Genomic DNA, 24,824 nt, shown 5'->3' on the forward strand with positions numbered 1-24,824 from the left:
AAAAAGAAACGCAGGCAGGCCATCATGACAACCCCTCTCATCCATCCCGTGGTTCTGTGCGGCGGCAGCGGCACGCGGCTGTGGCCGCTGTCGCGCAAGGCGCTGCCCAAGCAGTTCGCGCCGCTGGTCGGCGGCAAGAGCCTGCTGCACCTCACGCTCGAACGACTGTCGGTGCTGAACCGCGACATCACCTGCATCACGTCGGAAGACCATCGCTTCCTGGTGAAGGAAACGCTGGAGAACGCCAATGCCACGGGCCGGCAGATCCTGGAGCCGGTGGCGCGCAACACCGCCGCGGCCATGGCCTCGGCCGCGCTGCTGGCCGATCCCGGCGACCTGCTGCTGTTCGCGCCGGCCGACCACCACATTCCAGACACCGCGCTGTTCGCCCGCACCGTGCGCACCGGCGTCAAGGCAGCACTGGCCGGCAAGATCGTCACCTTCGGCGTGGTGCCGAGTTTTCCGAGCACCGCCTACGGCTACATCGAGGCCGGCGAGCCCTCGGCCGACGGGCGCAGCCAGGCCGTCGCGCGCTTTGTGGAAAAGCCGACGGCGGCGGTGGCCGAAACACTGATCCTGCACGGCGGCTACAGCTGGAACGCGGGCATCTTCCTCGTGCAGGCGCGCACGCTGGTCGCGGCGCTGCGCGAGCACGCGCCCGACATCCTCCTGGCCTGCGAACATGCCACCGCCGCGGTGGCTGCCGACGGCAGCTTTCTGCGGCTGGAGCCCGTTGCCTTCGAGGGCTGCCGCGCCGACAGCATCGACTACGCCGTGCTCGAAAAGCACAAGGACATCGCGGTCGTGAAATTCGAAGGCGCCTGGAGCGACGTCGGCAGCTGGAACGCGGTTGCCAGCCTGCATCCGGCGGACGATGCGGGCAACCGCCTGAGCGGCAAGGCCAGCGCGCTGAATTCGCGCAACACCTTCATCCACGCGCCGCACCGGCCGGTGGTGGCGCTGGGCACCGAAGACCTGATCATCGTGGACACGCCCGACGCCGTGCTGGTGGCCGGCGTGGGCTGCGCCGAGCAGGTGGCTGACGTCGTGCGCAAGCTCGTGCGGGAAGGCTGCGCCGAGGCCACCCAGCACCGCCGCGTGGTGCGGCCCTGGGGCGCGTACGACAGCATCGACCTGGGCGAGCGCTTCCAGGTCAAGCGCCTGACCGTCAAGCCCGGCGGCAAGCTGTCGCTGCAGATGCACCACCACCGCGCGGAGCACTGGATCGTCGTGCAGGGCACGGCGCGGGCCACCTGCAACGGCGAAGTCACGCTGGTGCGAGAGAACGAATCGATCTACCTGCCCTCGGGAGCGATCCACCGGCTGGAGAACCCGGGCAAGACCGTGCTCGAGGTGATCGAGGTGCAGACCGGCGGCTACCTGGGCGAGGACGACATCGTGCGCTTCGACGACACCTACGGCCGCTGCGGGCCGGCCAGGATACTGGCGGACGCGTCGGCCGGATCGGGCGCGACCGCGGTGCTGCAGGCGCCCGTGGACCACTGAATTTCCGCGTTCAGCCGAATCCGAATGTCATCGGGGCAGGTACGGCGTGATGTTCTTCAGCGCATTGGCAACGTAGGCTTCCTTCTCGCCCACGGGGGCGACGTAGTGAAGCGCCGCGGTGGCGGCTTCGAGCCCCTCGGTGCGGGCGATGATCCAGCCGGCCAGATAGGGAGAAGCAAGGCAGCCGCCCGCGGTGGCGACATTGCCGCGCGCATAAAAGGGCTGGTTCAGCACTTCCACCCCCGCCTCCTGCACCCACGGCTTGGTGGTCAGGTCGGTGCAGGCCGGCACGCTGCCCACGAGGCCCAGCTTTGCCAGGATCAACGTGCCCGAGCACTGGGCCGCGATCAGCTGGCGCGCCGGATCGAGCGCGAGGCGCCCCATCAGCTCGGGACTGGCGACGACATCGCGCGTCCGGATGCCGCTGCCGACGACGACCGCATCCGCATGGCGCGCGTCTTCGAGCAGGGACTGCGCACGAACAGTCACGCCGTTCATCGACGTGACTTCCGCCGTCGGGCAGCACAGGCTCACGCGCCAGTCCGGCTTCTTGATCCGGTTGAGGACGCCGAGCGCGATGAGCGAATCAAGTTCATTGAAGCCGTCGAAGGTAAGGATCGCGATGTGCATGGTGTCCGTGGAGTTCGTGCGTTGGAAGAAGGGGCGCGCCCATCGTAGGAGAGACGATCAATACAATCAAAAAATTGTCATGGATACATCCCGCGATGGCCGAAGCCCGCTACAAGCAACTGGTCGATCAACTCGCTGCCGAGATCCGCGCGGGGCGCCTGCAGCCCGGCACCCGCCTGCCCACGCACCGGCGGCTGGCCGAACGCCACGGGCTGGCGCTGGTCACTGCATCGCGCGTCTATGCGGAGCTCGAGGCCATGGGGCTGGTCAGCGGCGAGGTCGGCCGCGGCACCTTCGTGCGCGAGACCGTGCGGCCTCGCGGACTGGGTATCGACCAGCAGGCCGTGGCCGCGGGCCTGGTGGACCTGAACTTCAACTACCCCTCGCTGCCCGGACAGGCCGAGCTGCTGCGCGGCGCATTGCGCCAGCTTGCCGCCGGCGGCGAACTGGAAGCGATGCTGCGCTATGCGCCCCATGGCGGCCGGATGCACGAACGCGCCCGCGTTGCGCGGCACCTCGAGTCGCGCGGGCTGGCGGCCGAACCGTCGAGGGTGCTGATCGTCGACGGCGCGCAGCACGGGTTGGCAGTGACGGTCATGGCGCTGCTGCAGCCGGGCGACGTGATCGCGGTCGATGCCCTCACCTACCCGGGCTTCAAGGTGCTCGCCGAGGCGCAGCGGCTGGAGCTGGCACCCATTCCGGCATCCGGCCAGGGACCCGACCTTGACGCGCTGGAGCGCCTGTGCACGCAGCGCCGCGTGCGGGCCGTCTACACCATGCCGACCTTGCACAACCCGCTCGGCTGGGTGATGAGTGCGAGCCGGCGCCGCCGCCTGGCCGCCATCGCGCGGCGGCACGGCCTGCTCGTCATCGAAGACGCGGCCTACGCCTTTCTGGCCGACGACCCGCCCCCCCCGCTGGCAACGCTGGCACCGGAGACGACCGTGTACGTCTCGGGCTTGTCCAAGAGCGTGGCGACCGGGCTGCGCGTGGGCTTCGTCGTAGCCCCGGAAGCCTGGGTGCCGAAGATCGAACGGTCGATCCGGGCCACGACCTGGTGCAACCCCGGCGTGACCACGGCAATCGCCTGCGCGTGGCTGGAGGACGGCACCGTCGGCCGGCTCGAATCCGAGAAACGGCACGACGCCGCGACGCGGCAGGCCATTGCCGGCGACGCGCTCGCCGGGCTGCGCTGCGTGCGCCACCCGGCGTCGTACTTCGTCTGGCTGCCCTTGCCGGAAGAAACGCGCGCCGACCGCGTCGCGGCGGCGCTGATGCGCGATGGCGTGTCGGTGTCGACGGCCGAGCCTTTTTCCGCCTCGCAGCACGTGCCGCATGCGCTGCGGCTGGCGCTCGGCTCCGTCGGGTTGGACAGCCTGCGCAGTGCATTGCGGACGGTGCGCCGGGTGATTGCGGAACAGTCCTTCTGAGAGTGCCTGCAGAGGCGACACGGCCGTTTCATCGGGGGTGTCCATGCCGGCGAGTGGTGACGAGGAGCCATCGCAAGCTATATTGCCTGCTCCCCAACCTGAGAGAAATCACCATGGCAAAAGCCTACTGGGTCAGTGCATACCGTGCTATCAAGGACGCCGACAAACTTGCGGCCTACGCAAAGCTGGCCGGCCCGGCAATCACCGCCGGTGGCGGACGCTTTCTGGCGCGAGGGCTGCCGGCCCAGGTCTACGAATTCGGACTGGCCCAGCGCACCGTGTTGGTCGAATTCGACAGCATCGATCATGCAAGATCCGTTCATGACAGCCCCGACTACCAAGCGGCGCTGGCTGCACTGGGCGACGGTGCCGAACGGGATCTGCGGATCATCGAAGGGGTGTGAGCAATCCCCGGCAAGGCGGGCGCGGAATGCGCGAATTTTCTTCTGGAGGACCGATGAACTACCAAGGCAGCTGTCACTGTGGCCGGATCGCTTTCGAAGTCGAGGGCGACATCCAAGGGGCAATGGCATGCAACTGCTCGATGTGCCAGCGCAAGGGGTCGTTGTTGTGGTTCGTGCCGCACGACCGGCTCAGGCTGAAGACGCCAGCCGAGGACATGAGCAACTACATGTTCAACAAGCACGTGATCTCGCATCGCTTCTGCCCGGTCTGCGGCATCCATCCCTTCGGCGAAGGCACCGATCCCAAGGGCAACAAGATGGCGGCCATCAACATCCGCTGCCTCGAGGGCATCGACCTTGAGGCGGTGCCGGTACAGCATTTCGACGGACGTTCGAAGTAAACCCGGTCCCTTGCTGCAACTCCGTCAAAGCCATTCGCACTCACAACAGGAGCGAGGGATGGAAAAGGGTGCAATCTCAGTGAGCAGAGCGGAACTGGGCGACGTTGCAGATCTTCTCGCCATCCTGAACGGCGCTACCCAATACAAAGTCGAGCGGGGGCTACATCCACGGCCTCGCCGTCGAAAGTAGCGTTCACGGACAAGGCATAGGTGCGATGGTTATCGAGTGGGCGCGGCACCAAACCTTCCTGCAAGGGCGGCAGTTCCTTCGGCTGGACTGCAGCGCCAGGAACGCCGGTCTCTGCAGGTACTACGAGCGGCAGGGGTTCATTCAAGTCGGTCAACGGGTTCTGCAAAGCGGCTACATAGCGGCGCTATACCAGTGCGAAGCGTCTCACTGCTGAGAAATGCCTGGTTCACCCGAGCGTTCTTTTGCTGGCGAGCGCAAGGGCGGCACGGATGCGGCTGCGGCTGCGGCTGCGGCGCGCAAAGAATGACGCGACTCATCGAGCTGCCGAAGGCAGTTGCTTTACTTCTTCGCCGACGCTAAAAGCCATCAGGTCCTGGCCGACGACGAGCGGCCCGTTGTACGTCTTGCGCGTCTGCTCGATCAGCGCGTCCACCGTCGGACGAGGGAATTTGGTGTCGGACAGGAACACCAGGTGGCTGTAGACCGCCAGCTTTGGCTTCGCTGCGGTGAAGACCGCACCCGCATCGGCTGGTGTGACGTGGTGGGCAACGATGGCCTGGAAGCCTTGGTTCGAAGCGAGGGCTTGCTCGTTGACCATGCACACTTCGTGAATCAGCAGATCCACGCCGGTGGCGAACTTCACGAGATTGTCGCTGCGCCGCGTGTCGCCTGAGATCAACACGGAGTGGCCGTTGTAGTCGATCCGGTAGCCATAGGCCGGCTTGATCTTGTCGCCATGGTCGACCTCGAACGCCGTGACCCTGACCCCGCCATGCTCGAACACCGCGACACCGTTGCCGCTGAACTCGCGAGCATCGATCCGCGCAGCGTCGGCCGAGAGATGCTCGTCGGCGACCCGGGTTGTCACGTCGTCGGCGTAAGCGGCCTCCAAGCCCCGGGCCAGGGGTAGCACCCCGCTCGGGCCGATCAGCCTCAGAGGCTGTTTGCGTCGACCGTAGGGGGTGTCGATCCAACCGGTGAGCCAGATGTCGGGCAGGCCGACGGTATGGTCCGAGTGGTAGTGGGTAAGGAAGACCGCATCGAGCTTGCCAATTGGTACCCCAGCCTGCCACAGGCGGATTGATGAGCCGCGACCGGCGTCGAACAGGAGGTTCTGCCCGCCTGCGGTAACCAGAGTGCTCATGGAAAAGCGCTCAGGGCTGGGGTTGGGCGAGCCGGTACCGAGCAAAGTAACCTTTATCTCGCCATCGTCGGCGTAAGTCCAACCGGTGAAAAGCAAGGCCAAGGCGACCAGAAGGGCGCGGAAGAGAGGGCTCATGGAGAACATCCTGATATGCGAATGGGGGAGTAGTCCGGCGCTGCGGTGCCGACGTCCGGGCCGCGACGGGCAGGACGTTCAGGTGTCGCGTTTCGTCCTAGATGCGAAATATATAGTTAGTTTATATAACTACTTTTGATGAGGTCATGAGCGTTTTCACCTATAACGCCAACATCGATGCATGCGCACCGATGACCCGCTGCGAGGCGCAGCGATCGTTCATCCATGCGGTGAGCGGAGGTGATGCCTTCGTTGCCCGCTCCGCAACGCGCGCGTCACCAACCGTGGAACCGTCCCCAGGTCTTCAGCGCGCCCTCTTCCGACAGCGCGTGATATTCGGGAAACTGCGCGCCCGTCGCGCAGGCGTGGTTCGGCAGAATGCGCAACCGCGTGCCGATGGGAAAGCGCGCCGCGATGTCCGCGTCCGGCGCGCCTTCGCGCGAAAGGATGCCGTGCTCCTGGTTGGCACCGCTGAGCACGTAGCCATCCAGCACCTTGCCGTCGATACCGCAGACCTGCCCGTAACCGAAGTCGCGCTTCTGCTTCTGCGTGCCGCGGTCGCGGCTCATGGCCATCCAGCCCGCGTCGACGATGGCCCAGCCCTTTTCGGCCTGGTGGCCAATCACCGTGGTGAGCACGCTCAAGGCAATGTCGGCCTCGGTGCACACGCCGACGTTGCGCATCACGAGGTCGAAGAACACGTACACGCCGGCCCGCACCTCGGTCACGCCATCGAGCGCCTGAGCCATCAGCGCCGTGGGCGTGGAGCCGACGCTGACCACGGGACATGGCAGGCCCGCGCCGCGCAGACGCTGTGCGGCGCGCACGCAGCCCGAGCGCTCCTGTTCGGCCATCGCCCTCAGGGCTTCTGGCGTGTCCAGCTCGTAGCTGGAGCCGGCATGGGTCATCACGCCGCCAAGGCGCATGCCGCCGTCGTGCAGCGCGTGTGCCACGTCGAGCAGCGCGTCTTCCTCGGGGCGGATGCCGCTGCGGTGGCCGTCGGTGTCGACCTCGATCAGCACGTCGAACACTTCGCCGTTCGCGCGGCCGAACGCGGCAATCGCCCGCGCCGATTCCACGCTGTCGGTGATGATGCCGAGCGCACAGCCTCGCCGGCGCAGGTCCAGCGCATACGGCAGCCGGTGCGGCGCCATGCCGACGGCATAGAGGATGTCGGTGAAGCCCCCGGCGAGGAACTGCTCGGCCTCCTTCAGCGTGGAAACGGTGATGCCCTGCGCGCCCGCGCCGCACTGCGCCTTGGCAACGTCGATGCATTTGCTGGTCTTCACGTGCGGGCGAAAGCGCACGCCGAGTTCGTTCATGCGCTGCTGCATGCGCGCGATGTTGTGCTGCATGCGCGCCTGTTCGATGAGGGCGGCAGGTGTGTCGATGGTGGAAAGGGTACTCATGGCCACCGACTGTACGTTTCAAGGCCGTGCCTGTGCTTCAATGCACGGTCATCAATCGTTAAGCAGAAGTTAATGATCCAGATCGAGGACATGCAGCTCGCCGCCGCCCTTTTGCGCGAACCCTCACTGAGCGCGGCGGCCCGCGCGCTCGACGTGACGCCGCCCGCGCTGTCGATGCGGCTGCGCAAGCTCGAAGCCGCGCTGGGCCTGTCGCTAGCCACCCGCACCGCACGGCGGCTGAGCCTCACGCCAGAAGGCGAACGCTTCGCGCGCGAGGCCGCCGCGCTGCTCGGGCAGATCGAGGGCCTGCGCGAATCAATGCAGCGTGACGACCGGCGGCTCACCGGCGCGCTGCGCATCGCCGCGCCCTTCGGCTACGGCCGGCAGTACATCGCGCCGATGCTGGCGCGCTTCGCCCGGCTGCATCCGGGGCTGCGCGTGCAGCTCGACCTGCGCGAAACCCCGTGGCCCGACCGGCACGACGCCGACGCGGTGATCCACATCGGCACGGTGCGCGATTCTTCATGGGTGGCGCGCACGCTGAGCGCCAACGAGCGCTGGCTGTGCGCGAGCCCGGACTACCTGCGCCTGCACGGCGTGCCGCGTGCACCGCGCGATGTGCTGGCGCACGGCTGCATCTGCATCCGGGAGAACGACGAAGACGTGACGCTGTGGCACGTGCGTCCGTCCAAAGGCGCAGCGGGGTCATCGGGCAAGCGGTCGGCCGCGCGGGAAACGCTGCGCATCTCGCCCGCCTACGTCACCAACGACGGCGGCGTGGCCCGGCAATGGGCCGAGCAAGGCATGGGCCTCGTGCTGCGTTCCGAATGGGACGCGGCCGACGCCGTCGCGCGCGGCACGCTGGTGCGCGTGCTGGCCGACTGGCAGTTCGACAGTGCACCGGTCACGCTGCTGGTACCGAGCCGCAAGGGCCGCACGGCGCGCGTGCAGGCCGTCGTCGGGTTCCTGGTCGAGAGCTTCGGGGATGCGGGAAAGCAGCTGGGCGCATAGCGATAGCCGGATTCGTCCACTGCCGCCCGCAACAGGACTACGATGTTTTGCGGCCGCCTTGCCGCCGCTGTCCAACCAACAACCTGAAGGAGACCGATCCCATGTCCAACCATGTCTACAAATCGCTCGAACTGACGGGCTCCTCGCCGACGGGCATCGAAGATGCCGTGCAGGTGGCCATCGCCAAGGCGCACGAGACGGTGCGCAATATCCAGTGGTTCACCGTGACCGAGACACGTGGGCATGTGGTCGACGGCAAGGTGGCGCACTGGCAGGTGACGTTGAAGATCGGCTTCACGCTGGAGTGAAGCGACGGACGCGGGGCGGCACGCTGCGCAGGCCCGCTAGCGCAAGTACCCCAGGTCCCGCAGGTCGGAGCGCACGGCCGAGCGATCCACCCCTTGTATCGGCAGGCTCACGAGCAGTTCCAGCCGGCGGCGCAGCGAGAACAGCATCTGGATCGCGTCGTGCGCGATCTTGTCGAGGTCGCTGCCATCGGCCACGTCCGGGTAGGCCCACAACGCCGCGTCGGGCTGGCCTGGCCATGGCGGCTGGCGGGATTCGGTGGTCGCATCCAGCGTGATGACGAAGTCTGCCGCCGCTGCATTCGCGCGCACCAGTTCGTCCCAGCTGCGCGGCGGCCGCAGCGGCACGGGGATGCTCGTGCTCTTCAATGCGGCGACGGCTGCGGGATGGAACTCGCGGGCGACCTGCCCGGGTTGACCGCAGGAAAATGCCGAGAACCGCTTCGGGTCCAGGTGCGCGAGGCACGCTTCGGCCAGGATGCTGCGTAATGAATTTCGTCGCGAGACGAAGATCACGCCGATACGTTTTTGCATGGAACCTTGACTATAGCCAAGCGCGCTGAATCCGTCCTGACCACCGCACTGCACAACGGCCGGCGAACGGTGCAGACTTGGGGGCATGGACAAGCATTTTCTGAACCCGCTTTTCGCGCCCGCCTCCATCGTGGCCTTCGTCGGCCACGCCGACGATCCGGGCGGCCAGACTCCGGCGGGCCACACGCTGCGCGAGGCCTTTCGCACCGACCGCTTCGACGGCACATTGCGCTTTCTGGACGTGCGCACCAAGGGCACGCTCGAAGAGTTGGCCCAGACCCATGCCGACCTCGCACTGATCGCGCTGGCGCCGCGCGACGTGGCGGCCGCGCTTGAAATCGCAGGGCGCATCGGCTGCACGGCGGCAGCGGTTCTTTCGAGCGGCATCGGCGCGGACCAGGCGGCTCAGTGGCGCAAGATCGCGCAGCGCGAAGGGGTGCATCTGCTGGGGCCGAACTCGCTGGGTTTCCAGCGGCCGCTGCTGCATCTGAATGCGAGTGCAGCCGGTCCGCTGGCCAGGCCGGGGCCGCTCGCACTGGTGTCGCAATCGGGTGCGCTCACGGCCTCGATGCTCGACTGGGCGCGGCAGAACGGCGTCGGTTTTTCCAGCGTGGTGTCGCTGGGCCCGCACACCTCTGTCGACATTCCGCAGGTGCTCGACTTCCTCGCCAACGACCAGGCCACGCACAGCATCATCGTGTACCTCGAAGGTATTGCCGACGCGCGCCGCTTCATGAGCGCGCTGCGCTCGGCCTCGCATGCCAAGCCGGTGGTGGTGCTCAAGGCCGGCCGCAAGCCCGCGGGCAACGAGGCCGCGCAGACACACAGCGCGGCCATCGTGGGCAGCGACGACGTGTTCGATTCCGCCTTGCGCCGCGCGGGCGCCGTGCGCGTGCGTTCCTTCGTCGAACTGTTCTCGGCCGCCAAGTGCCTGGCCTCGCGCTACCGCCCCGTGGGCAAGCGGCTTGCGGTGGTCACCAACGGCGGCGGCCCCGGTGTGCTGGCGGCCGACTGGATCAACGAGATCGGGCTCGACCTGGGCAAGCTCTCCGCGCCCGCGCAGAAAGTGCTGCAGCCCGCCCTGCCCCCGCTCGCCTCGCTGGCCGACCTGATCGACCTTTCTGAAGAGGCCCTGCCCGCGCACTACCGCGCCGCCATCGACGCAGCCTCGGCCGACAGCCAGGTCGACGGCGTGCTCGCCATCTTCTCGCCCAAGGCCGGCGCCGACGCGGCCGCCACCGCGAAAGCACTGGCGGACATTCCGCGGCCGATGAACAAGCCGCTGCTGGCCTGCTGGATGGGCGACTCTTCCGTCGGCAAGGCGCGCTCGGTGCTGGCCGAGGCAACCATCCCGAGCTTTCGCACGCCAGAGGCCGCGGTGGGCGCCTTCGGCAACATCGCGGCCTTCTACCAGAACCAGCAGTTGCTGCAGCAGACGCCGCCGCCGCTGTCGGCGCTGGCCAAGCCCGACATCGAGGGCGCGCGCCTGCTGATCGAAAGCGTGCTGGCCGAGCGGCGCCGTGTGTTGACGGAGATGGAATCGAAGTCGCTGCTGTCGTCCTTCCACATTCCGATCACGCGCACGATGCTCGCGCGCAGCGCCAGCGAGGCGATGATGATCGCGACGCAGCTTGGCTTTCCGGTGGCGCTGAAGATCGATTCGCCCGACATCCCGCACAAGTCGGACGTCGAGGGCGTCGCGCTCAACGTGATGAACGGCACCGGCGCGCGCGACACCTACATCGAGATGATGGAGCGCGTAGCCCGCCTCGCGCCCGAGGCGCGCATCAACGGCGTGACCGTGCAGAAGATGGTGCGGGCGCGGCGCGGCCGCGAGATTTACGTGGGCATGGTGACCGACGAACCCTTCGGCCCGGTCATCGTCTTCGGTGCGGGAGGCACCATGATCGAGCTGCTGAACGACCGCGCAATGGAGCTGCCGCCGCTCAACCAGTTTCTCGCGCACCGGCTCATCGAGCGCTCGCGCGTGGCGCAGACGCTGGGTGAATGGCGCGGCGCGAGTGCCGTGAACATGGAAGCGATCGAAGACGTGCTGCTGCGCGTGTCTGAAATGGTGTGCGAGCTGCCCGAGCTGCGCGAGATGGACATCAACCCGATCATCGTGGACGAGTCGGGCGCGGTGTCTGTCGATGCGCGCATCGTGATCGGCAGCAGCACGCAGGCGGCGGCGGGCCACCTGGGCAACGGCTACCAGCACCTGGCGATCATGCCGTACCCCGCGCGCTACCGGCGCGAGTGGCCCCTGCCGGGCACCGGCGGCGGCACCTACATCGTGCGGCCGGTACACCCCAACGACGCCCAGATGCTGCAGGCGCTGGTGCAGGGCCTGTCACCCGAGAGCCGCTGGTTCCGCTTCGTCTCGCGCTTCCACGAACTGCCGCCGTCGATGCTGTCGCGCTTCACGCTGATCGACTACGACCGCGAGATGGCGCTGGTGGCGGTGATGCTGGAGCGCAGCGTGTCGCCCGAAGGCACCGTGCTCGAGAGCGAGCACATCGTGGGGGTGTCGCGCTACGTCACCAACCCCGACCAGACCAGCTGCGAGTTCTCGCTGGTGGTGGCCGACGAGTTCAGCGGCAAGGGCATCGGCTCGCGGCTGATGGAAAGCATCATCGACGTGGCGCGCGACAAGGGCCTCGCGGAAATCGACGGGCTGGTGCTGGCCAACAACCCCGACATGCTGAAGCTGGTGCGGCGGCTGGGCTTCACGGTGAAGCCCTTCCCCGAGGACCCGGACTTCAAGCTCGTGACTTACATGCTGTAGGGCTCGCCTTCTCTTGAAAAAAACGGGCCGAAGGCCCGTTGAAAAGTCGCCCGTCGAATTGCAGAAAGCGCAACCCGACTCCGACTCACCTCGAACTCAATGCCTCAGGGTCTCCCCTCTCTCTCCATCCTCCAGTTCAAAGCGCCCGCCAACCGAGTTCCGGCGCGATGCGGCCAGACAAGTCGGTCAGGATCTGTTCGTATTCCGCACCGCTGAAGTTGTAGGGCAGCTCCACACGCAATTCGCTCACATGCGGCAGCACCGGGTCGTGCCGCAGGCGCTCCAGGATTTCGTCGGAGGTACCCACGAGGTCGCCCGCGAACAGCGTGCGCCGCTCGCCCTGCGGCGTCAGCGTGCGTTCGACGCGGCCGGCCGCAAACTCGCGGTAGCGCTTGCGCGTGGCGGCATCGGCGCCATCGAGCGGCACGATCACGCGGCCCAGCGCCACCCTGCCCCTGCGCCCATCCGCTTCGCTGGCGCGATAGCGCTCGACGAGGCCCAGCTGCGCCTGCAAAAAGTCGTCGGTGGTCTCGCCCGACAGCACATTGCCCAGCAGCAGGTTGAATGCATTGCGTCCCGCCCACTCGACCGAGCGCAGCGAACCGCCGCCGTACCAGAGCCGGTCGGTCAAGCCCTGTGGGTACGGTTGAATGCGCGGCCGCACGCGACCGCCGGCCGACTCGACAAAAGTCTGCTCATCGCCAAGCAGCGTGTCCTCCAGGTTGGCCTTGAGCCGCCCGACGCGCTTGTGCGTGAAGTCGATGGTGTTCGGCGCCGCGTCGTAGAAGCGGTTGCCCAAGAGCGCGCCATGCTGCGGCGCGCCCGCGCTCAGGCCCACCTGCAGCCGGCCGCGCGAGAGCACGTCGACCGTGGCGAGGTCTTCGGCAAGCCGGAACGGATTCTCGTAGCCCATCTGGATCACTGCCGCGCCCAGCTCGATGCGACGCGCACGCTGCGTTGCGGCGGCCAGGAAGGTCGCGGCCGACGACACGCCGCGCTCCAGGTGCCGCTGCCGCACCCATGCACCGTTGAAGCCGAGCTTCTCGCCGAATTCGAAGAGCTTCAGCGCGGCTTCGAGTCCGGTGTGCGGATCGCCCTCGGCGTAGTTGCCGGGCGTGAGGAATGCAAGATGGCGGATGCTCATGGCGCGAACTTCGGCAAACCGGGCGGGTTGGTCTCCGACTTCGGCAAGGCTTCTTCCACGAGGCTCCAGCGCGCCAGGGCCTTGGCGTAGGTGCCGTTGCGGATCAGGCCATTGGCCGCGGTGGTCAGCGCCACCGCGAGGCCGCTGCCCTTGCGCGTGGCAATGGCCACGTCCGACTTCAGCGGCCAGCCCGCGTTGACCGTTCCGACCAACCGGATCTGCCCGTTCCTCGCAGCCTCATAGGCCTGCGGCGCATTCGGATTGAAGTTGGCATCGACCCGCTTGGTGACCACCGCCAGCGTGCGCGTCACATCATCGTCGTAGTACTGGATCTCGACGGGCTTCAAACCCGCCGCAACGTTCTGCCGGTTCCACTCGAGCAGGATGCGCTCCTGGTTGGTGCCGGCGCCGGTCGTCAGCTTGAGGCCCGCCACGTCCTTCGGCTCCTTGATCGACTTGATCGCGCTGTCGGTGCGCACATAGAAGCCATGCAGGCCGAGGCGGTAGGTCGAGAAGTCGAACTTCTCCTTGCGCTGCTCGGTCACGCCCACGTTGGAGATCACCGCGTCGTACTTACCCGAGCTCAGGCCCAGCGGCCAGTCGGCCCAGGCGATGGGCTGCAGGTCGAGCTTCAGGCCCAGCGCATCGGCGATGAGCAGCGCGAAGTCGGCGTCGAAGCCGACGACCGTCTTCGCGTCGGTGGCGTAGGTCGAGATGGGTGGGGCGAACGGCGCAATGGCGACGGTCAGCACGCCTTCTTTCACGAATCTGAAGCTCGGTGGAATGGCATTGACGGCTTCCGCGTCCTTGCCGGCGCGCAGACGGCTGCGCTGTTCGGGGCTGAAGTCGAACTTGTCGGCAGCCTGCACCGCGCCGGCAACCAGCGCGAGTGCGACGAAGCTGCGGGCGATCCAGGCGCCCGGTGCGTACTTGAAAGTCATGCCCATCGCTCAGTTCTTCGGCAGGCCTGGCGGATTGGTGCGCGAGGCCTCGATGGCTTCGGAATTCAGGTTCCAGCGCGAAAGCGCCTTGGCGTAGTTGCCGTTCCTGATCTGCGCGTTCAGTGCGAGCGTGATGGCGTCCGCAATGCCCGAGCCCTTGCGTGAAGTGACTGCAATCTCGGCGTTCTGCGGCCAGCCGCCGGAGAACACACCTGCGAGCTTCGTCTTGCCGTCGCGCGCCTCATAGGCCGCGATGGCGTTCGGGCCCACGTACGCATCGGCGCGGCCCGACTGGATCGCCAGCCGCTGCACCACATCGTCGTCGTAGTACTGGATCTCGACCGGCTTCAGCCCGGCCGCCACGTTCTGCTTGTTCCAGCGCAGCAGGATCTGCTCCTGGTTGGTGCTGGCCGACACGATCACCTTCAGACCCGCGATGTCCTTCGGCTCCTTGATGGCGCCAAGCTTGCTGTCGGACTTCACGTAGATGCCGATCTGGTCGTTGCGGTAAGTGGAGAAGTCGAACTTCTCCTTGCGCTCTTCGGTCACTGTCACGTTGGACACCACCACGTCGAACTTGCCCGACTGCAGGCCCAGCGGCCAATCGGCCCAGGCGGTGGACACCAGCTCCAGCTTGCGGCCGAGGCTGTCGGCCACCAGCTGGGCGATGTCGGGGGCGTTGCCCACGGGCGTCTTCGTGTCGGTCGCATAGGCCGCGAACGGCAGGCGGCCGGTGGTCGTGCCGACGACGAGCACGCCCTCCTTCTGGAACTTGAAGTCCTTCGCGAGCTTGACGGCCTCGTCGAGCTTCTGCGCGCGCGGCCGGCCGGCCTGCTCGGGGCTCAGGTCGGCGGCGGGTTGCGCCAGGGCAGCCAGGGGCAGCAACGTCGCCAGAAGAGCGGACAGGATGTTTCGTCGATGGGTCATGAAGAGCGATGCAGTAGAGAAAGAAAAGGATGAGGAATCAAAGAACCTTGGCCAGGAACTCGGCCGTGCGCGGATGCTCCGGCGCGTTGAACACCTTGTCGGGCGTGCCGGTTTCGAGAATGCGGCCGCGCTCCATGAAGACGATGGTGTCGGCCACCTCGCGCGCAAAACCGATCTCGTGCGTCACGATGACCAGCGTGGTGCCCGAGCGCGCCAGCTCCTTGATGACGGCCAGCACCTCGCCCACAAGCTCGGGGTCGAGCGCCGAGGTGGGCTCGTCGAACAGCAGCACCTTGGGCTTGAGCGCGAGCGCGCGCGCGATGGCCACGCGCTGCTGCTGGCCGCCGGAAAGCTGGCGCGGATAGGCATGCGTCTTGTCGCCCAGGCCCACGCGCCCCAGCAGCTCGGAGGCCAGTGCCTCGGCTTCGGCGCGCGGCAGGCCGCGCACCGACACCGGCGCCTCGACGATGTTCTCCAGCACCGTGAGGTGCGGGAACAGGTTGAAGTTCTGGAACACCATGCCCACATCAACGCGGCGCTTGAGGATTTCCTTCTCGTGCAGCTCGTAGAGCGTGTCCGCGTCGCGGCGGTAGCCGATGAGTTCGCCGTCGATGGCAATGAAGCCGTCGTCCACGCGCTCCAGGTGATTGATGACCCGCAGCAGCGTCGACTTGCCCGAGCCCGACTGGCCGAGGATGACCGTCACGCTGCCCTGACCCACGGTGAGCGTCACGTCGTCGAGTACCTTGAGCGTGCCGAAGCTCTTCGAAACGCCGTGGATCGTGACCTCGCCGCCCTGCGTGAGCGGATCGGTCCAGCGCGGCACCTGCGCGGGGGCGTCGGCGGCGACCGGCGCTCCGGTCACGGGTGCCACGGTCGGCGCCTTCGATCGCCACAGGCCGCGCACCACGCCACCGAGCCACGAACGCGGCGGATGGCGCAGCGCGCCGCGCGAAAAATACCGCTCGATGTAGTGCTGCGCCACCGACAGCACCGTGAGGATGATGAGGTACCACACCGTCGCCACCATCAGCAGCGGAATCACTTCGAGGTTGCGCCGGTAGATGATCTGGATCGTGTAGAACAGCTCGGGCAGCGCCAGGATGTAGAGGTTCGACGTGCCCTTGGCCAGCCCGATGATGTCGTTGAAGGCCGTCGGCAAGATCGTGCGCATCGCCTGCGGCAGCACGATACGCAGCGACTGCCTTCCGCGCGACAGCCCCAGTGCAGCCGCCGCTTCGAGCTGCCCCTGCTCCACCGAAAGGATGCCGCCGCGCACGATCTCCGAGGCAAAGGCCGCCTGGTTCAGCGTGAGGCCCACCAGTGCCGCCACGAACGGGCTGATCAGCTGCGTGGTCGGGTACGAGAAGAAGGTGACGTCGGTGCCCGGAATGCCCAGCGCTACGGTCTCGTAGAGGTAGCCGAGGTTGTTGATGATCAGCAGCAGCACGATCACCGGAATCGACCGGAAGATCCACGTGAACACCCATGACAGCCGCGCCAGCAGCGGCGAGCGGGAGACGCGTGCCAGCGCCAGCCCGGTGCCGAAAAAGAAGCCGAGCAACGCGCCCAGCGCCGTCAGCAGCAGCGTGCGGCCCAGCCCTTCGAGCACCGGCTGCGCAAAGAACCATTCGGCGAACACGCCCCAGCCCCAGCGCGGGTTGGTGAGCGTCGAATGCAGCACGATGCCGATGACCGCCACGGCAAAGATGGTGCCGGCCGTGCGGGCCGGGTACTTCGCCGGCACGACGCGGAAGTGCGAGTAGTCGCCCTTGGCGGGTGCTGGCGCTGCTGCCGCGCGCGGCGGTTGAGGCGCGCGAACGGGCGCAGGGCTGCGCGGCTCGCTGCCGGCGTCGAGGACGGTCGTGTTCATCGCTGTACCGCCTCGGCTCGTTGCGCGGCCGGACGGCCGTGATGGCGCTCCGTGTCCAGGTGCTTCTCGAAAGGCAGCTTGCGCGGCGTTTCGGGGTCGATGGGCGGATCGAACAGCGCCGTGTAGCCATGGCCGAGGTACAGGCCCACGGCCTCGGGCTGGCGAAAGCCCGTCGTCAGGTAGATGCGCTCGTAGCCCTGCCGCAGCACCTGCGCCTCCAGCTCGGCAAGCACCTTGCTGGCCAGACCCTGCCGCCGCAGTGGGCCGTGCGTCCACACGCGCTTGAGTTCCGCCGTGCGCTCGTCATGCCGCATGAAGGCGCCACCGCCGATGGCGATGCCGTCCCGCAGCAGCAGCACGAAGTTGCCGCCGTGCGACGGCGCAAACACCTCGGCCGGATAGCGGTCTATCTCGCGCGGCGCGCCGGGCTCGCGCAGCACGTCGCCATAGCGGCTGTCGTACTCGAACGAAAGGCCTTCGAGCAACGGCTTCGCGCGCGGGTCGAGCGGCGTGGTGTAGAGGAAGTGTTCGTTCATGCGGTTCGTCTCCGTCTCCTTGTAGTTCTTTCCCATCAGGCGACCTTCTTTTTCGCGGCGGGCGCGTCGTCTTGCGCGGCGTAGCGGCTCGCCTTGCGTGGCAGTCCCAGGTGGTCGCGCAGGGTGACGCCAGGCAGTTCTCGCTGGTAGCGCCCGCGCGCCTCCAGCACCGGAATCACGAACTCGATGAAGTCGTCCAGGCCCTGCCCCAGCACCGGGAAACCGAGGATGAAGCCATCGGCCGCGCCCTCGTCCACCCAGCGGATGATCTCGTCGGCGATGCGCTCGCCGGTGCCTACAAACTGCGTGCGCGGCGTGGCCACTTCGAGCGCCACTTCGCGCAAGGTCTGGCCATTGGCCTTCGCGTTGGCCTTGATGCGGTCGGTGGTCGAGCGAAAACTGTTGCGGCCGATTTCGCCCAGCTCGGGGAACGGCGCGTCCAGCGGGTACTGGCCGAAGTCGTGATGGTCGAAGAAGCGACCCAGGTAGGCCAGCGCCTCCTCCACCGTCAGCAGCTCGCGGATGGCGCGGTACTTGGCCTCGGCTTCTTCCTCGGTGGCCGCGACCACGGGACCGATGCCGGGGAATATCTTCACGTCGTCGGCCTGACGGCCCTGCGCGACCGCGCTGGCCTTCACCTGCCGCAGGAAGCTGCGCGTGTCTTCCAGCGACGGTGAATGCGTGAACACCGCATCCGCATACTTGCCCGCGAGACCGACACCCGCGTCCGACGATCCAGCCTGGAAAATCACCGGCTGGCCCTGCGGCGAGCGCTGGATGTTCAGCGGGCCCGATACCTGGAAGAAGCGCCCCTTGTGGTCCAGCGTGTGGAGCTTCTCGCGCTCGAAGAACTGCCCGGTCTCGCGGTTGCGCGCGAAGGCATCGTCGTCCCAGCTGTCCCACAGGCCCTGCGTGACGGCAAGGTACTCGTCGGCGATCTCGTAGCGCAGTGCGTGCTCGGGGTGGCTGCGGCTGTAGTTCTTCGCGCTGCCTTCGAGCGGGGTGGTCACCACGTTCCAGCCCGCGCGGCCGCCGCTGATCAGGTCGAGCGAGGCGAACTGGCGCGCCACCGTGAACGGGTCGCTGTACGAGCTGGAAACGGTACCCGCGAGGCCGATCTTCGAGGTCACGGTGGCGAGCGCCGAAAGAATCGAGATCGGCTCGAAGCGGTTGAGGAAATGCGGGATCGACTTCTCGTTGATGTAGAGCCCGTCTGCCACGAATGCGAAGGCGATGCCGGCCGCTTCGGCCTTCTGCGCGGTGCGCACGAAAAAGTCGAGGTTGACGCTGGCGTCGGCCGGCCCGCCCGGATGCTTCCATGAATTCATGTGGCTGCCGGCACCCTGCAGCATGACGCCGAACTTGATGTTGCTCATGACGATCGTTCTTGTGAGGTTGAAGGAAAGGCTCAGGCCAGCGCCGGTTCGCGCGCCTTGGCAAGCAGTTCGACGCAGGCGTGGCGCTCGGCGAAACCGGCCACGGGGATGTCTATGACGAACTCCTCGATGCCGTAGCGCTCGCTCAACGCGTCGAGCGCGTCGCGCACCTCTTCGCCGGAACCTGCGATCACATGCGGGCGGCGTTCTTCGGTGCGGTAGTCGCTCACGCCGGCCTGCCGCGCAAACTCGGCGGCCGCCTCGAGGCTCGGCAGGTTGACGCTCTGGCCCGTGGGCAGGTGCACGCGAAAGCTGCGCAGCGCACCGACAAGCTCCGCGGCCTTCTCGTGCGTCTCGGCCGCGAAGGCGAAGAGCGCGAGCAGCGGCGCGCGGCCCGTCTCGGCGCGGTAGGCCTCGATCGATTGCGCAAGATTCACCGGGTCGCCGTTGAAATGCCCCGCATAGACAAAGTCCCAGCCGAGGCGCGCCGCCAGCACCGCACTTTCAGGACTGCCGCCGAGCAGCACGCGCTGCGGCAGCTGCGGGGGATTGGGCGTGGCCACCACGCCGGCCAGCGCATGGCCGGAGGCAATGCCATCGTGCAGGAAGGCATCGAGCTCGGCCAGGCGCAGCCCGAAGTCCTCGCCCTTCGCCTTCACCGGATCGTGCAGCCATTGCAGCGCCTTGCTCGTCAGCGGCAGGCCGCCGGGCGCCTTGCCGATGCCCAGGTCCACGCGCCCCGGTGCCAGCGAAGCCAACACGCGGAAGGTCTCGGCCACCTTGAACGGGCTGTAGTGCTGCAGCATGACGCCACCCGTGCCCACGCGGATTCGCGAGGTCTTCGCGAGCACGTGCGCTGCCAGCACCTCGGGGGCGGAGCCCGCGTAGTTCCTGTTGCCGTGATGCTCGGCGAGCCAGTAGCGGTGGTAGCCCAGCCGCTCCGCGCTTTGCGCGAGCGCAATGGTGTGCCGGAACGCTTGAGCGGCGTCGGCGCCTTCTGGGATCAGGCTCTTGTCGAGCAGGGACAGCGAGTAGGACACGGTGTGCGGCGAAAGACGCCTCGGAAAGAATTGATGCAAATTCTCCGAGGCATCGCGCGCACCGTTTGCGCTGAATTCCTATATCGATATTTGCTGAATGCTCAGTCGCGCACTTGGGACAGGATCGATTGCGCGGCCTCATGCGCGCTGAGGGTTGCGGTGTCGATGACGAGGCGTTGGGTGGTCCAGGGCGCGTAGTCGTGGCGCTGCACGGACGCCCACATCGGCGGCACGAGGCCCGGCACGTCGACGCTGCGCTGCTCGACGCGGCGCCGATGTTCGGCGATCTCGCGCGCGATGGTGGTCTTGCCCGTGCCCGGCAGACCGCCCAGGACGATCAGCATCTTCTCTTGTCTCCAGGTTCATGGCCCTGGCGCCAAGTTCACCACGAATGCGGCAGCAGGGCCAGCACCGCGGCCGCATGCAGCCGCCGCAGCGCCCGCACAGGCACATAGCCGTGTGGTGCCCGGCGCGCCACTTCGCGTGCCGAGCGCGGCGGAATGCGCCAGGCATTGGCTGTCAGGGCAAGAACTTTGCGGCCCTGGGCCGACGGAGAAAGATGAAAGGTACGCAGCGGCATGGCAATGGTCGAACGAACGCTTCGGCCGATTCTGCGCGGTGCCACCGCCTTTCCAAAGACGGATTCCAAGTTACCTGATGAGGTTCGCGATGGAGGGGCTCAGGCGAAGTCGGTCGATGGCGTCTCCCAGGGATTGCATATGCGTGCGCGGCTTTCTTCGTTGGGTGGCTTCGCCCGCCAATCCTGAGCGGGCTGTGGTTCGGGTTCGGACGTGGGGCGAGCCGGTAGAGTTGCACCGTTCCATCGCACAGCTTTTCTCCCGAATGAAAAACCTCACCATTGCCCCCGCCACGCCTGAAGAAATCCGCTCTGGCGAGCTCGGCCTCAAGCTGCGCCACTACAACTATGGCTTCGTCGGCGAGTACCCCGAACAGCAGTACATCCGCCTCAACGCAAGGGACGAGAACGGGCGTCTCCTCGGTGGCCTGCGCGGCTTCGTGTTTCTCTACTGGCTCAACATCGAAGTGCTCTTCGTCGAAGAAGACGCGCGAGGCTCGGGCCTTGGCACCCGCCTGCTGGCCGAGGCCGAGCAGCAAGCCATCGCGCTGGGCGCGAAGAACGCAAAGCTGGACACCTTCGAGTGGCAGGCGCGCCCGTTCTACCTGAAGCACGGCTACGAGGAGTACGCCCGCATCGACGATTACGCACCCGGCTTCTACCTGGCGTACATGAAGAAGTCGCTGCTGCGCTGAAGCGGCCTACTTCGGCGCCGGCTTCCCAGCCCCGACCGCATGGCTCTCCAGTCCTTCCTTCGGCAACAGCAACGCCAGCGCGACCACACCCAGGCTCACGGCCAGCATTGCCACGAAGGTGAGATGCAGCGAACCGCCCAGCGCCAGGCGAATGCCCGCGTCGTTGGCCTCCGAACCCTGCACCCCCTGCAGCAGCAGGCGCAGCTGGTCGTCGGTGAACATCGGGCTGCCATCCCCGCGCGTCAGCCCGAAATTGAAGACTGCGCCGAAGAAGGCCGCGCCCAGCGCACTGCCGAGGTTGCGGGAGAACACGTTCGACGCCGTGGCGATGCCGCGCTGCGCAAGATCGACGCCTTCCTGGATCAGGATCAGCGAGCTCAGGCTCATCACGCCCATGCCCAGGCCGATGACGAAGGAGCCGATGGCGGGCAGCACCGGCGAGCTGCCTGACGCGAGCAGGACGAAGGCCGAGGTGCCCACCGGAATCAGCGCTGCACCGACCACCACCATGCGCCACAGGCCGATGCGATGGAAGGTGCGCGAGGTCAGCGTCGCGCCGATGGGCCAGCCGAGCATCACCATCGTGAGCGTGAGGCCGGCCGTGACCGACGAGCGCTCGAGCACCACCTGCACGTACATCGGCAGGAAGGTCGTGATGCCGATCAGCACCATGCCGGCCAGCATTGCCGCGCCGTTGACGGCGGCGATCATCCGCGCGCCCCAGAGCTTCAGCGACACCATCGGGTCGGTGGCACGGCGCTCCTGCGCGATGAACAGCACGAGCGTGACGACGAACAACCCGGCCCACGCGAGCGCCACGCCCGAATTGCCGACGCCGAATTCCGTCAGCGCGATCATCAGCGCCGCGATGCCGATGGTGAACAGCACCGCGCCCACCATGTCGATGGACGAGCGGCGCACCGTCGGCGCTTCGTGCAGGAAGAGCCAGAAGCCAGCCGCGGCCGCCAGGCCGATGGGCACGTTGACCCAGAAGATCCAGGCCCAAGACAGCTTCTGCACGATCAGTGCGCCGATCATCGGCCCCACCACAGCCGACACGGCCCAGACGCTCGCAAGCCAGCCCTGCACCTTGCCGCGTTCGCGCACCGGATAGAGATCGCCCACGATGGTGAGCGCCACCGGCTGGATGGCGCCCGCGCCGATGCCCTGGATGAGCCGGAAGCAGATCATGGCCGGCATCGACCACGCGAAACCCGCCAGCACCGACCCGAGGACGAAGACGGCGATGCCTACGAACATGATGGGCTTGCGGCCGTACAGGTCCGAGAGCTTGCCGAACACCACAGTCATCGCGGTCTGCGCCAGCAGGAAGGAGGCGAACACCCAGCTGTACAGATGCAGTCCGCCCAGTTCGGAGGCGATCTGCGGCATGACGGTGGAGACGATGGTGGCTTCGATGGCCACCATCGCCATGGAGGCCATGATCGAGGCGATGACGAGGGGGCGGTTTGTTGTTCTGTTGGTGGAAGTCATGAGCCGTGCATGCTATAGACGGCTTGAGCCCTTGTCCGGCGCTCAAGCTCTAGGGGCTTCCGAACGAGGTGCCGTCGTAGATATAGCGGCGCGACCACGGCAGCGTGTTCGCCGGCCGCCCTGCCTTGCGGCCCACGACCTGGTAGATGGCCACGTCGTCGTTCTCGAAGGCATAGGCGCAGCCCGCGAGGTAGATGCGCCAGATACGGAATTTTTCTTCGTCGACGAACGCGCGCGCCTTCTCGCTGTTGGCTTCGTAGGCGTCGCTCCAGCAGCGCAGCGTGCGCACATAGTGGCGGCGCAGGTTCTCCACGTCGAAGGCTTCGAGGCCGCCCTGCTGCATGGCCTGCAGCGCGAGGCTGATGTGCGGCAGCTCGCCGTTGGGGAACACGTAGCGGTCGATGAAGTCGCCGCCGCCGTACGACATGCCGCCGCCGGCGGGGTCGGACGAGGTGATGCCGTGGTTCATCACCACGCCGTCGTCTGCAAGCAGCTCCTGCACGCGCCTGAAGTACGCAGGCAGGTTCCTGCGGCCCACGTGCTCGAACATGCCGACGCTGGTGATGCGGTCGAACCGGCCGGTCACGTCGCGGTAGTCCTGCAGGCGGATCTCGATGCGGTCCTGCAGGCCGGCGGCCTTCACGCGTTCGGTCGCCAGCTCCAGCTGGTTCCGAGAGAGCGTCACCCCCACGCAGCGCGCGCCGAACTTCTGCGCCGCACGGATCGCCAGAGCGCCCCAGCCGCAGCCGATGTCGAGCAGCGTCTGGCCCGGCTTCAGTTCGATCTTGGTGAGGATGTGGTCTATCTTCTTCAGTTGCGCAGTGGCCAAGTCCTCGTCGCCGTTCTCGAAGTAGGCGCATGAATAGACCATGTTCGGATCGAGCCACAGCCGATAGAACTCGTTGGAGACGTCGTAGTGGTACTGGACGGACTTCCTGTCCGACGACCTCGTGTGCGCGAAATGGCGCGCCATGTTCCGCAGCGCCCCGCCGTGCTTGTCGATCGACGTCCTGGCAAGGCCGTAGGCGATGTCGATGACGTCGCTGAGCTTGCCCTCGATGTCGATCTTGCTCTTGACGTAGGCCTCGCCGAGGTTGTCGAGCGTGGGGTGCAGCATCAGCGGCAGCGCGGCGGGCGTCTTCACGTGCAGCGTGACCGAGGGCCCGCTGAAGGTGCCGAAGTCGTAGGACTGGCCGTCCCACAAGGTAAGCCGCACAGGCAGGTTGGCGCGTTCGCGGACCACGTCGCTCCATCGTGCCAGCTTCTTTTGCCAAAGCATGCATTACTCCGTGTTGCTGCAGCGAACAAAACAATAGCGAAATTCCGCGAAACCTGCATGGCAGGGGCAACGCGCGAAACCGCGGCAGGTGCTATCGGGCGCCGCCCGTCCTATCGGCGTGGGCATCGCCTCCGGGCGCGTCGCTCGCCTCGACGAAGATCCGCCTGATCATGGGGAAGCGCGCGCGCACCTGCTTCTCGATCGCCGCGATGGCATCGGCCGCGTCCCCGGTGGGCGTGTCGTCCTTGAAGTCGACATCGACGACCACGAGCACCTCGTCGGGGCCGACGTACATCGAAAGCACTCGGCCCACGCCTTCCACGCTGGGCTGCTCCATCACCACCGCACGGATCGCCTTTGCGGTTTCCGGGCGCACGCCCTCCCCGATCAGCAGCCCGCGCGACTGCGCGATGAGCAACACTGCCACGCCCGCGAGCAGCACGCCGATGACGACCGAGGCCACGCCGTCGAGCACCGGCATGTCCAGTGCATGGCTGGACCAGATGCCCAGCGCGGCCACCGCCAGTCCCACCAGCGCGGCCGAGTCTTCGGCCAGCACGGTATAGGTGGTCGGGTCCTTGCTGCGGTCGAGCGCCTCCCAGAACGGCACGCCGCGGGCCTGCGCGCGGAACTGCCTCAATGCGACGAGGAAGCTCGTGCCCTCGAACAGCGCCGCCGCCGCAAGCACCACGTAATTCGATGTCGGGTCGCGCATCGGCTCGGGCTGGCGGATGTGCTGGATGCCTTCGTAGAACGACACGCCGCCGCCCAGCCCGAAGATCAGCACCGCGACGATGAGACTCCAGAAGTACAGCTCCTTGCCGTGCCCGAACGGGTGCTCGGCGGTCGCGGGCCGCTTGCTCAGGCGCAGGCCCACCAGCAGCAGCACGCCGTTGAAGGTGTCGACTGCCGAGTGGATGCCTTCCGACAGCATGGCCGAGCTGCCGGTGATGCCCGCGACGATGAACTTGGTGACCGCGATCGCCACGTTGGCGCCGATGGCGCCATAGATGGCGATCTTCGAATCAGCCATGCGGCGGCGCGCCGGCCATGCAGCC

The 24,824-nt window shown here is 66.9% G+C and carries 26 protein-coding genes; 10 read left to right on the forward strand and 16 right to left on the reverse strand.

Annotated features, from left to right (window positions below; translation table 11 throughout):
- Positions 1-24: 24 nt before the first annotated feature.
- Entirely contained in the window at positions 25-1,506 is a 1,482-nt protein-coding gene (locus tag ACEN9N_RS10120; protein WP_413311816.1) for a mannose-1-phosphate guanylyltransferase/mannose-6-phosphate isomerase, read from the forward strand.
- A 27-nt stretch (positions 1,507-1,533) separates the two neighbouring features.
- On the opposite strand, the gene ACEN9N_RS10125 is transcribed toward ACEN9N_RS10120, so the two are convergent.
- Positions 1,534-2,136 (reverse strand): DJ-1/PfpI family protein, encoded by a 603-nt coding sequence (locus ACEN9N_RS10125; RefSeq protein ID WP_413311814.1) that lies wholly within the window; start codon positions 2,134-2,136, stop codon positions 1,534-1,536.
- A 95-nt stretch (positions 2,137-2,231) separates the two neighbouring features.
- On the opposite strand from ACEN9N_RS10125, the gene ACEN9N_RS10130 reads away from it, so the two are divergent.
- The 4 genes from ACEN9N_RS10130 (at position 2,232) to ACEN9N_RS10145 (ending at position 4,775) form a co-directional block, all read left to right on the forward strand.
- On the forward strand, positions 2,232-3,566 hold the full coding sequence (locus ACEN9N_RS10130) for an aminotransferase-like domain-containing protein (RefSeq protein ID WP_495656000.1): 1,335 nt from the start codon (positions 2,232-2,234) through the stop codon (positions 3,564-3,566).
- A gap of 113 nt (positions 3,567-3,679) precedes the next feature.
- Complete coding sequence (locus ACEN9N_RS10135) at positions 3,680-3,970, forward strand: DUF1330 domain-containing protein (protein ID WP_056596913.1); 291 nt, start codon at positions 3,680-3,682, stop codon at positions 3,968-3,970.
- 53 nt (positions 3,971-4,023) lie between these two features.
- The gene (locus ACEN9N_RS10140; RefSeq protein ID WP_413311811.1) at positions 4,024-4,371 is read left to right on the forward strand and encodes a GFA family protein; all 348 of its coding nucleotides are present in this window, start codon (positions 4,024-4,026) and stop codon (positions 4,369-4,371) included.
- A gap of 206 nt (positions 4,372-4,577) precedes the next feature.
- Positions 4,578-4,775 (forward strand): GNAT family N-acetyltransferase, encoded by a 198-nt coding sequence (locus tag ACEN9N_RS10145; protein WP_495656368.1) that lies wholly within the window; start codon positions 4,578-4,580, stop codon positions 4,773-4,775.
- 99 nt (positions 4,776-4,874) lie between these two features.
- Here the strand turns inward: ACEN9N_RS10145 and ACEN9N_RS10150 are convergent, their stop codons facing one another.
- Both ACEN9N_RS10150 and ACEN9N_RS10155 read right to left on the reverse strand, forming a co-directional pair.
- Positions 4,875-5,840, reverse strand: a complete 966-nt coding sequence (locus ACEN9N_RS10150) for an MBL fold metallo-hydrolase (protein WP_413311808.1) — start codon at positions 5,838-5,840, stop codon at positions 4,875-4,877.
- A 275-nt stretch (positions 5,841-6,115) separates the two neighbouring features.
- Positions 6,116-7,249, reverse strand: a complete 1,134-nt coding sequence (locus ACEN9N_RS10155; protein WP_495656001.1) for a DSD1 family PLP-dependent enzyme — start codon at positions 7,247-7,249, stop codon at positions 6,116-6,118.
- Between the two features lie 72 nt (positions 7,250-7,321).
- Between ACEN9N_RS10155 and ACEN9N_RS10160 the strand changes: the two genes are divergently transcribed.
- Positions 7,322-8,260, forward strand: a complete 939-nt coding sequence (locus tag ACEN9N_RS10160; RefSeq protein ID WP_495656002.1) for a LysR family transcriptional regulator — start codon at positions 7,322-7,324, stop codon at positions 8,258-8,260.
- Positions 8,261-8,361: 101 nt separating this feature from the next.
- Entirely contained in the window at positions 8,362-8,568 is a 207-nt protein-coding gene (locus ACEN9N_RS10165) for a dodecin (protein WP_007832149.1), read from the forward strand.
- Between the two features lie 36 nt (positions 8,569-8,604).
- Here the strand turns inward: ACEN9N_RS10165 and ACEN9N_RS10170 are convergent, their stop codons facing one another.
- Positions 8,605-9,099, reverse strand: coding sequence for an arsenate reductase/protein-tyrosine-phosphatase family protein (locus ACEN9N_RS10170; RefSeq protein ID WP_495656003.1), 495 nt, complete (start codon positions 9,097-9,099; stop codon positions 8,605-8,607).
- A gap of 85 nt (positions 9,100-9,184) precedes the next feature.
- Here ACEN9N_RS10170 and ACEN9N_RS10175 point away from each other — a divergent pair, with 85 nt between their 5' ends.
- The gene (locus ACEN9N_RS10175) at positions 9,185-11,884 is read left to right on the forward strand and encodes a bifunctional acetate--CoA ligase family protein/GNAT family N-acetyltransferase (RefSeq protein ID WP_495656004.1); all 2,700 of its coding nucleotides are present in this window, start codon (positions 9,185-9,187) and stop codon (positions 11,882-11,884) included.
- A 136-nt stretch (positions 11,885-12,020) separates the two neighbouring features.
- On the opposite strand, the gene ACEN9N_RS10180 is transcribed toward ACEN9N_RS10175, so the two are convergent.
- The 9 genes from ACEN9N_RS10180 to ACEN9N_RS10220 form a co-directional block, all read right to left on the reverse strand.
- Positions 12,021-13,028 (reverse strand): LLM class flavin-dependent oxidoreductase, encoded by a 1,008-nt coding sequence (locus ACEN9N_RS10180; RefSeq protein WP_495656005.1) that lies wholly within the window; start codon positions 13,026-13,028, stop codon positions 12,021-12,023.
- On the reverse strand, positions 13,025-13,969 hold the full coding sequence (locus ACEN9N_RS10185) for an ABC transporter substrate-binding protein (protein ID WP_495656006.1): 945 nt from the start codon (positions 13,967-13,969) through the stop codon (positions 13,025-13,027). Before ACEN9N_RS10185 ends, ACEN9N_RS10180 begins: the two co-directional genes overlap by 4 nt.
- Positions 13,970-13,978: 9 nt before the next feature.
- A complete protein-coding gene (locus ACEN9N_RS10190) occupies positions 13,979-14,896 on the reverse strand; it encodes an ABC transporter substrate-binding protein (RefSeq protein ID WP_413311795.1) in 918 nt (305 codons plus the stop codon).
- 37 nt (positions 14,897-14,933) lie between these two features.
- Positions 14,934-16,769, reverse strand: a complete 1,836-nt coding sequence (locus tag ACEN9N_RS10195; protein ID WP_495656007.1) for an amino acid ABC transporter permease/ATP-binding protein — start codon at positions 16,767-16,769, stop codon at positions 14,934-14,936.
- Entirely contained in the window at positions 16,766-17,305 is a 540-nt protein-coding gene (locus ACEN9N_RS10200) for a GNAT family N-acetyltransferase (protein ID WP_495656008.1), read from the reverse strand. The genes ACEN9N_RS10195 and ACEN9N_RS10200 overlap by 4 nt, the downstream gene beginning before the upstream one ends.
- Before the next feature lie 35 nt (positions 17,306-17,340).
- On the reverse strand, positions 17,341-18,681 hold the full coding sequence (locus ACEN9N_RS10205) for an LLM class flavin-dependent oxidoreductase (RefSeq protein ID WP_413311789.1): 1,341 nt from the start codon (positions 18,679-18,681) through the stop codon (positions 17,341-17,343).
- A 32-nt stretch (positions 18,682-18,713) separates the two neighbouring features.
- Positions 18,714-19,721: an LLM class flavin-dependent oxidoreductase gene (locus ACEN9N_RS10210; protein ID WP_413311787.1), complete on the reverse strand. Its 1,008-nt coding sequence runs from the start codon at positions 19,719-19,721 to the stop codon at positions 18,714-18,716.
- A gap of 101 nt (positions 19,722-19,822) precedes the next feature.
- A complete protein-coding gene (locus tag ACEN9N_RS10215) occupies positions 19,823-20,065 on the reverse strand; it encodes an AAA family ATPase (RefSeq protein ID WP_495656009.1) in 243 nt (80 codons plus the stop codon).
- A 38-nt stretch (positions 20,066-20,103) separates the two neighbouring features.
- Positions 20,104-20,301: a hypothetical protein gene (locus tag ACEN9N_RS10220; RefSeq protein ID WP_495656010.1), complete on the reverse strand. Its 198-nt coding sequence runs from the start codon at positions 20,299-20,301 to the stop codon at positions 20,104-20,106.
- Between ACEN9N_RS10220 and ACEN9N_RS10225 the strand changes: the two genes are divergently transcribed.
- Together ACEN9N_RS10225 and ACEN9N_RS10230 are read left to right on the forward strand one after the other, a co-directional pair.
- The gene (locus ACEN9N_RS10225; RefSeq protein ID WP_495656011.1) at positions 20,300-20,488 is read left to right on the forward strand and encodes a hypothetical protein; all 189 of its coding nucleotides are present in this window, start codon (positions 20,300-20,302) and stop codon (positions 20,486-20,488) included. The two genes, ACEN9N_RS10220 and ACEN9N_RS10225, sit on opposite strands and share 2 nt — an antisense overlap.
- Positions 20,489-20,564: 76 nt before the next feature.
- Entirely contained in the window at positions 20,565-20,993 is a 429-nt protein-coding gene (locus ACEN9N_RS10230; protein WP_007832174.1) for a GNAT family N-acetyltransferase, read from the forward strand.
- A gap of 6 nt (positions 20,994-20,999) precedes the next feature.
- Here ACEN9N_RS10230 and ACEN9N_RS10235 read toward each other — a convergent pair whose 3' ends face one another.
- The 3 genes from ACEN9N_RS10235 to ACEN9N_RS10245 all read right to left on the reverse strand — a co-directional run bounded on the left by ACEN9N_RS10235 (position 21,000) and on the right by ACEN9N_RS10245 (position 24,799).
- Positions 21,000-22,487, reverse strand: a complete 1,488-nt coding sequence (locus ACEN9N_RS10235) for an MFS transporter (protein ID WP_495656012.1) — start codon at positions 22,485-22,487, stop codon at positions 21,000-21,002.
- A 49-nt stretch (positions 22,488-22,536) separates the two neighbouring features.
- Positions 22,537-23,766, reverse strand: coding sequence for a class I SAM-dependent methyltransferase (locus tag ACEN9N_RS10240; RefSeq protein ID WP_007832176.1), 1,230 nt, complete (start codon positions 23,764-23,766; stop codon positions 22,537-22,539).
- Between the two features lie 91 nt (positions 23,767-23,857).
- The gene (locus ACEN9N_RS10245; RefSeq protein ID WP_495656013.1) at positions 23,858-24,799 is read right to left on the reverse strand and encodes a cation diffusion facilitator family transporter; all 942 of its coding nucleotides are present in this window, start codon (positions 24,797-24,799) and stop codon (positions 23,858-23,860) included.
- Positions 24,800-24,824 lie beyond the last annotated feature (25 nt).

The sequence above is a fragment of the Variovorax sp. Varisp46 genome (assembly GCF_059491885.1).

Coding starts and splice junctions, on each gene's coding strand:
- ACEN9N_RS10125 (WP_413311814.1), bottom strand. CDS start 2,136: ATGCACATCGCGATCCTTACCTTCGACGGCTTCAATGAACTTGATTCG.
- ACEN9N_RS10180 (WP_495656005.1), bottom strand. CDS start 13,028: ATGAGCATCCGCCATCTTGCATTCCTCACGCCCGGCAACTACGCCGAG.
- ACEN9N_RS10235 (WP_495656012.1), bottom strand. CDS start 22,487: ATGACTTCCACCAACAGAACAACAAACCGCCCCCTCGTCATCGCCTCG.
- ACEN9N_RS10220 (WP_495656010.1), bottom strand. CDS start 20,301: ATGCCGCTGCGTACCTTTCATCTTTCTCCGTCGGCCCAGGGCCGCAAA.
- ACEN9N_RS10190 (WP_413311795.1), bottom strand. CDS start 14,896: ATGACCCATCGACGAAACATCCTGTCCGCTCTTCTGGCGACGTTGCTG.
- ACEN9N_RS10205 (WP_413311789.1), bottom strand. CDS start 18,681: ATGAGCAACATCAAGTTCGGCGTCATGCTGCAGGGTGCCGGCAGCCAC.
- ACEN9N_RS10120 (WP_413311816.1), top strand. CDS start 25: ATGACAACCCCTCTCATCCATCCCGTGGTTCTGTGCGGCGGCAGCGGC.
- ACEN9N_RS10135 (WP_056596913.1), top strand. CDS start 3,680: ATGGCAAAAGCCTACTGGGTCAGTGCATACCGTGCTATCAAGGACGCC.
- ACEN9N_RS10150 (WP_413311808.1), bottom strand. CDS start 5,840: ATGAGCCCTCTCTTCCGCGCCCTTCTGGTCGCCTTGGCCTTGCTTTTC.
- ACEN9N_RS10225 (WP_495656011.1), top strand. CDS start 20,300: ATGGCAATGGTCGAACGAACGCTTCGGCCGATTCTGCGCGGTGCCACC.
- ACEN9N_RS10200 (WP_495656008.1), bottom strand. CDS start 17,305: ATGAACGAACACTTCCTCTACACCACGCCGCTCGACCCGCGCGCGAAG.
- ACEN9N_RS10170 (WP_495656003.1), bottom strand. CDS start 9,099: ATGCAAAAACGTATCGGCGTGATCTTCGTCTCGCGACGAAATTCATTA.
- ACEN9N_RS10215 (WP_495656009.1), bottom strand. CDS start 20,065: ATGCTGATCGTCCTGGGCGGTCTGCCGGGCACGGGCAAGACCACCATC.
- ACEN9N_RS10245 (WP_495656013.1), bottom strand. CDS start 24,799: ATGGCTGATTCGAAGATCGCCATCTATGGCGCCATCGGCGCCAACGTG.
- ACEN9N_RS10155 (WP_495656001.1), bottom strand. CDS start 7,249: ATGAGTACCCTTTCCACCATCGACACACCTGCCGCCCTCATCGAACAG.
- ACEN9N_RS10195 (WP_495656007.1), bottom strand. CDS start 16,769: ATGAACACGACCGTCCTCGACGCCGGCAGCGAGCCGCGCAGCCCTGCG.
- ACEN9N_RS10130 (WP_495656000.1), top strand. CDS start 2,232: ATGGCCGAAGCCCGCTACAAGCAACTGGTCGATCAACTCGCTGCCGAG.
- ACEN9N_RS10230 (WP_007832174.1), top strand. CDS start 20,565: ATGAAAAACCTCACCATTGCCCCCGCCACGCCTGAAGAAATCCGCTCT.
- ACEN9N_RS10175 (WP_495656004.1), top strand. CDS start 9,185: ATGGACAAGCATTTTCTGAACCCGCTTTTCGCGCCCGCCTCCATCGTG.
- ACEN9N_RS10240 (WP_007832176.1), bottom strand. CDS start 23,766: ATGCTTTGGCAAAAGAAGCTGGCACGATGGAGCGACGTGGTCCGCGAA.
- ACEN9N_RS10165 (WP_007832149.1), top strand. CDS start 8,362: ATGTCCAACCATGTCTACAAATCGCTCGAACTGACGGGCTCCTCGCCG.
- ACEN9N_RS10160 (WP_495656002.1), top strand. CDS start 7,322: ATGATCCAGATCGAGGACATGCAGCTCGCCGCCGCCCTTTTGCGCGAA.
- ACEN9N_RS10140 (WP_413311811.1), top strand. CDS start 4,024: ATGAACTACCAAGGCAGCTGTCACTGTGGCCGGATCGCTTTCGAAGTC.
- ACEN9N_RS10185 (WP_495656006.1), bottom strand. CDS start 13,969: ATGACTTTCAAGTACGCACCGGGCGCCTGGATCGCCCGCAGCTTCGTC.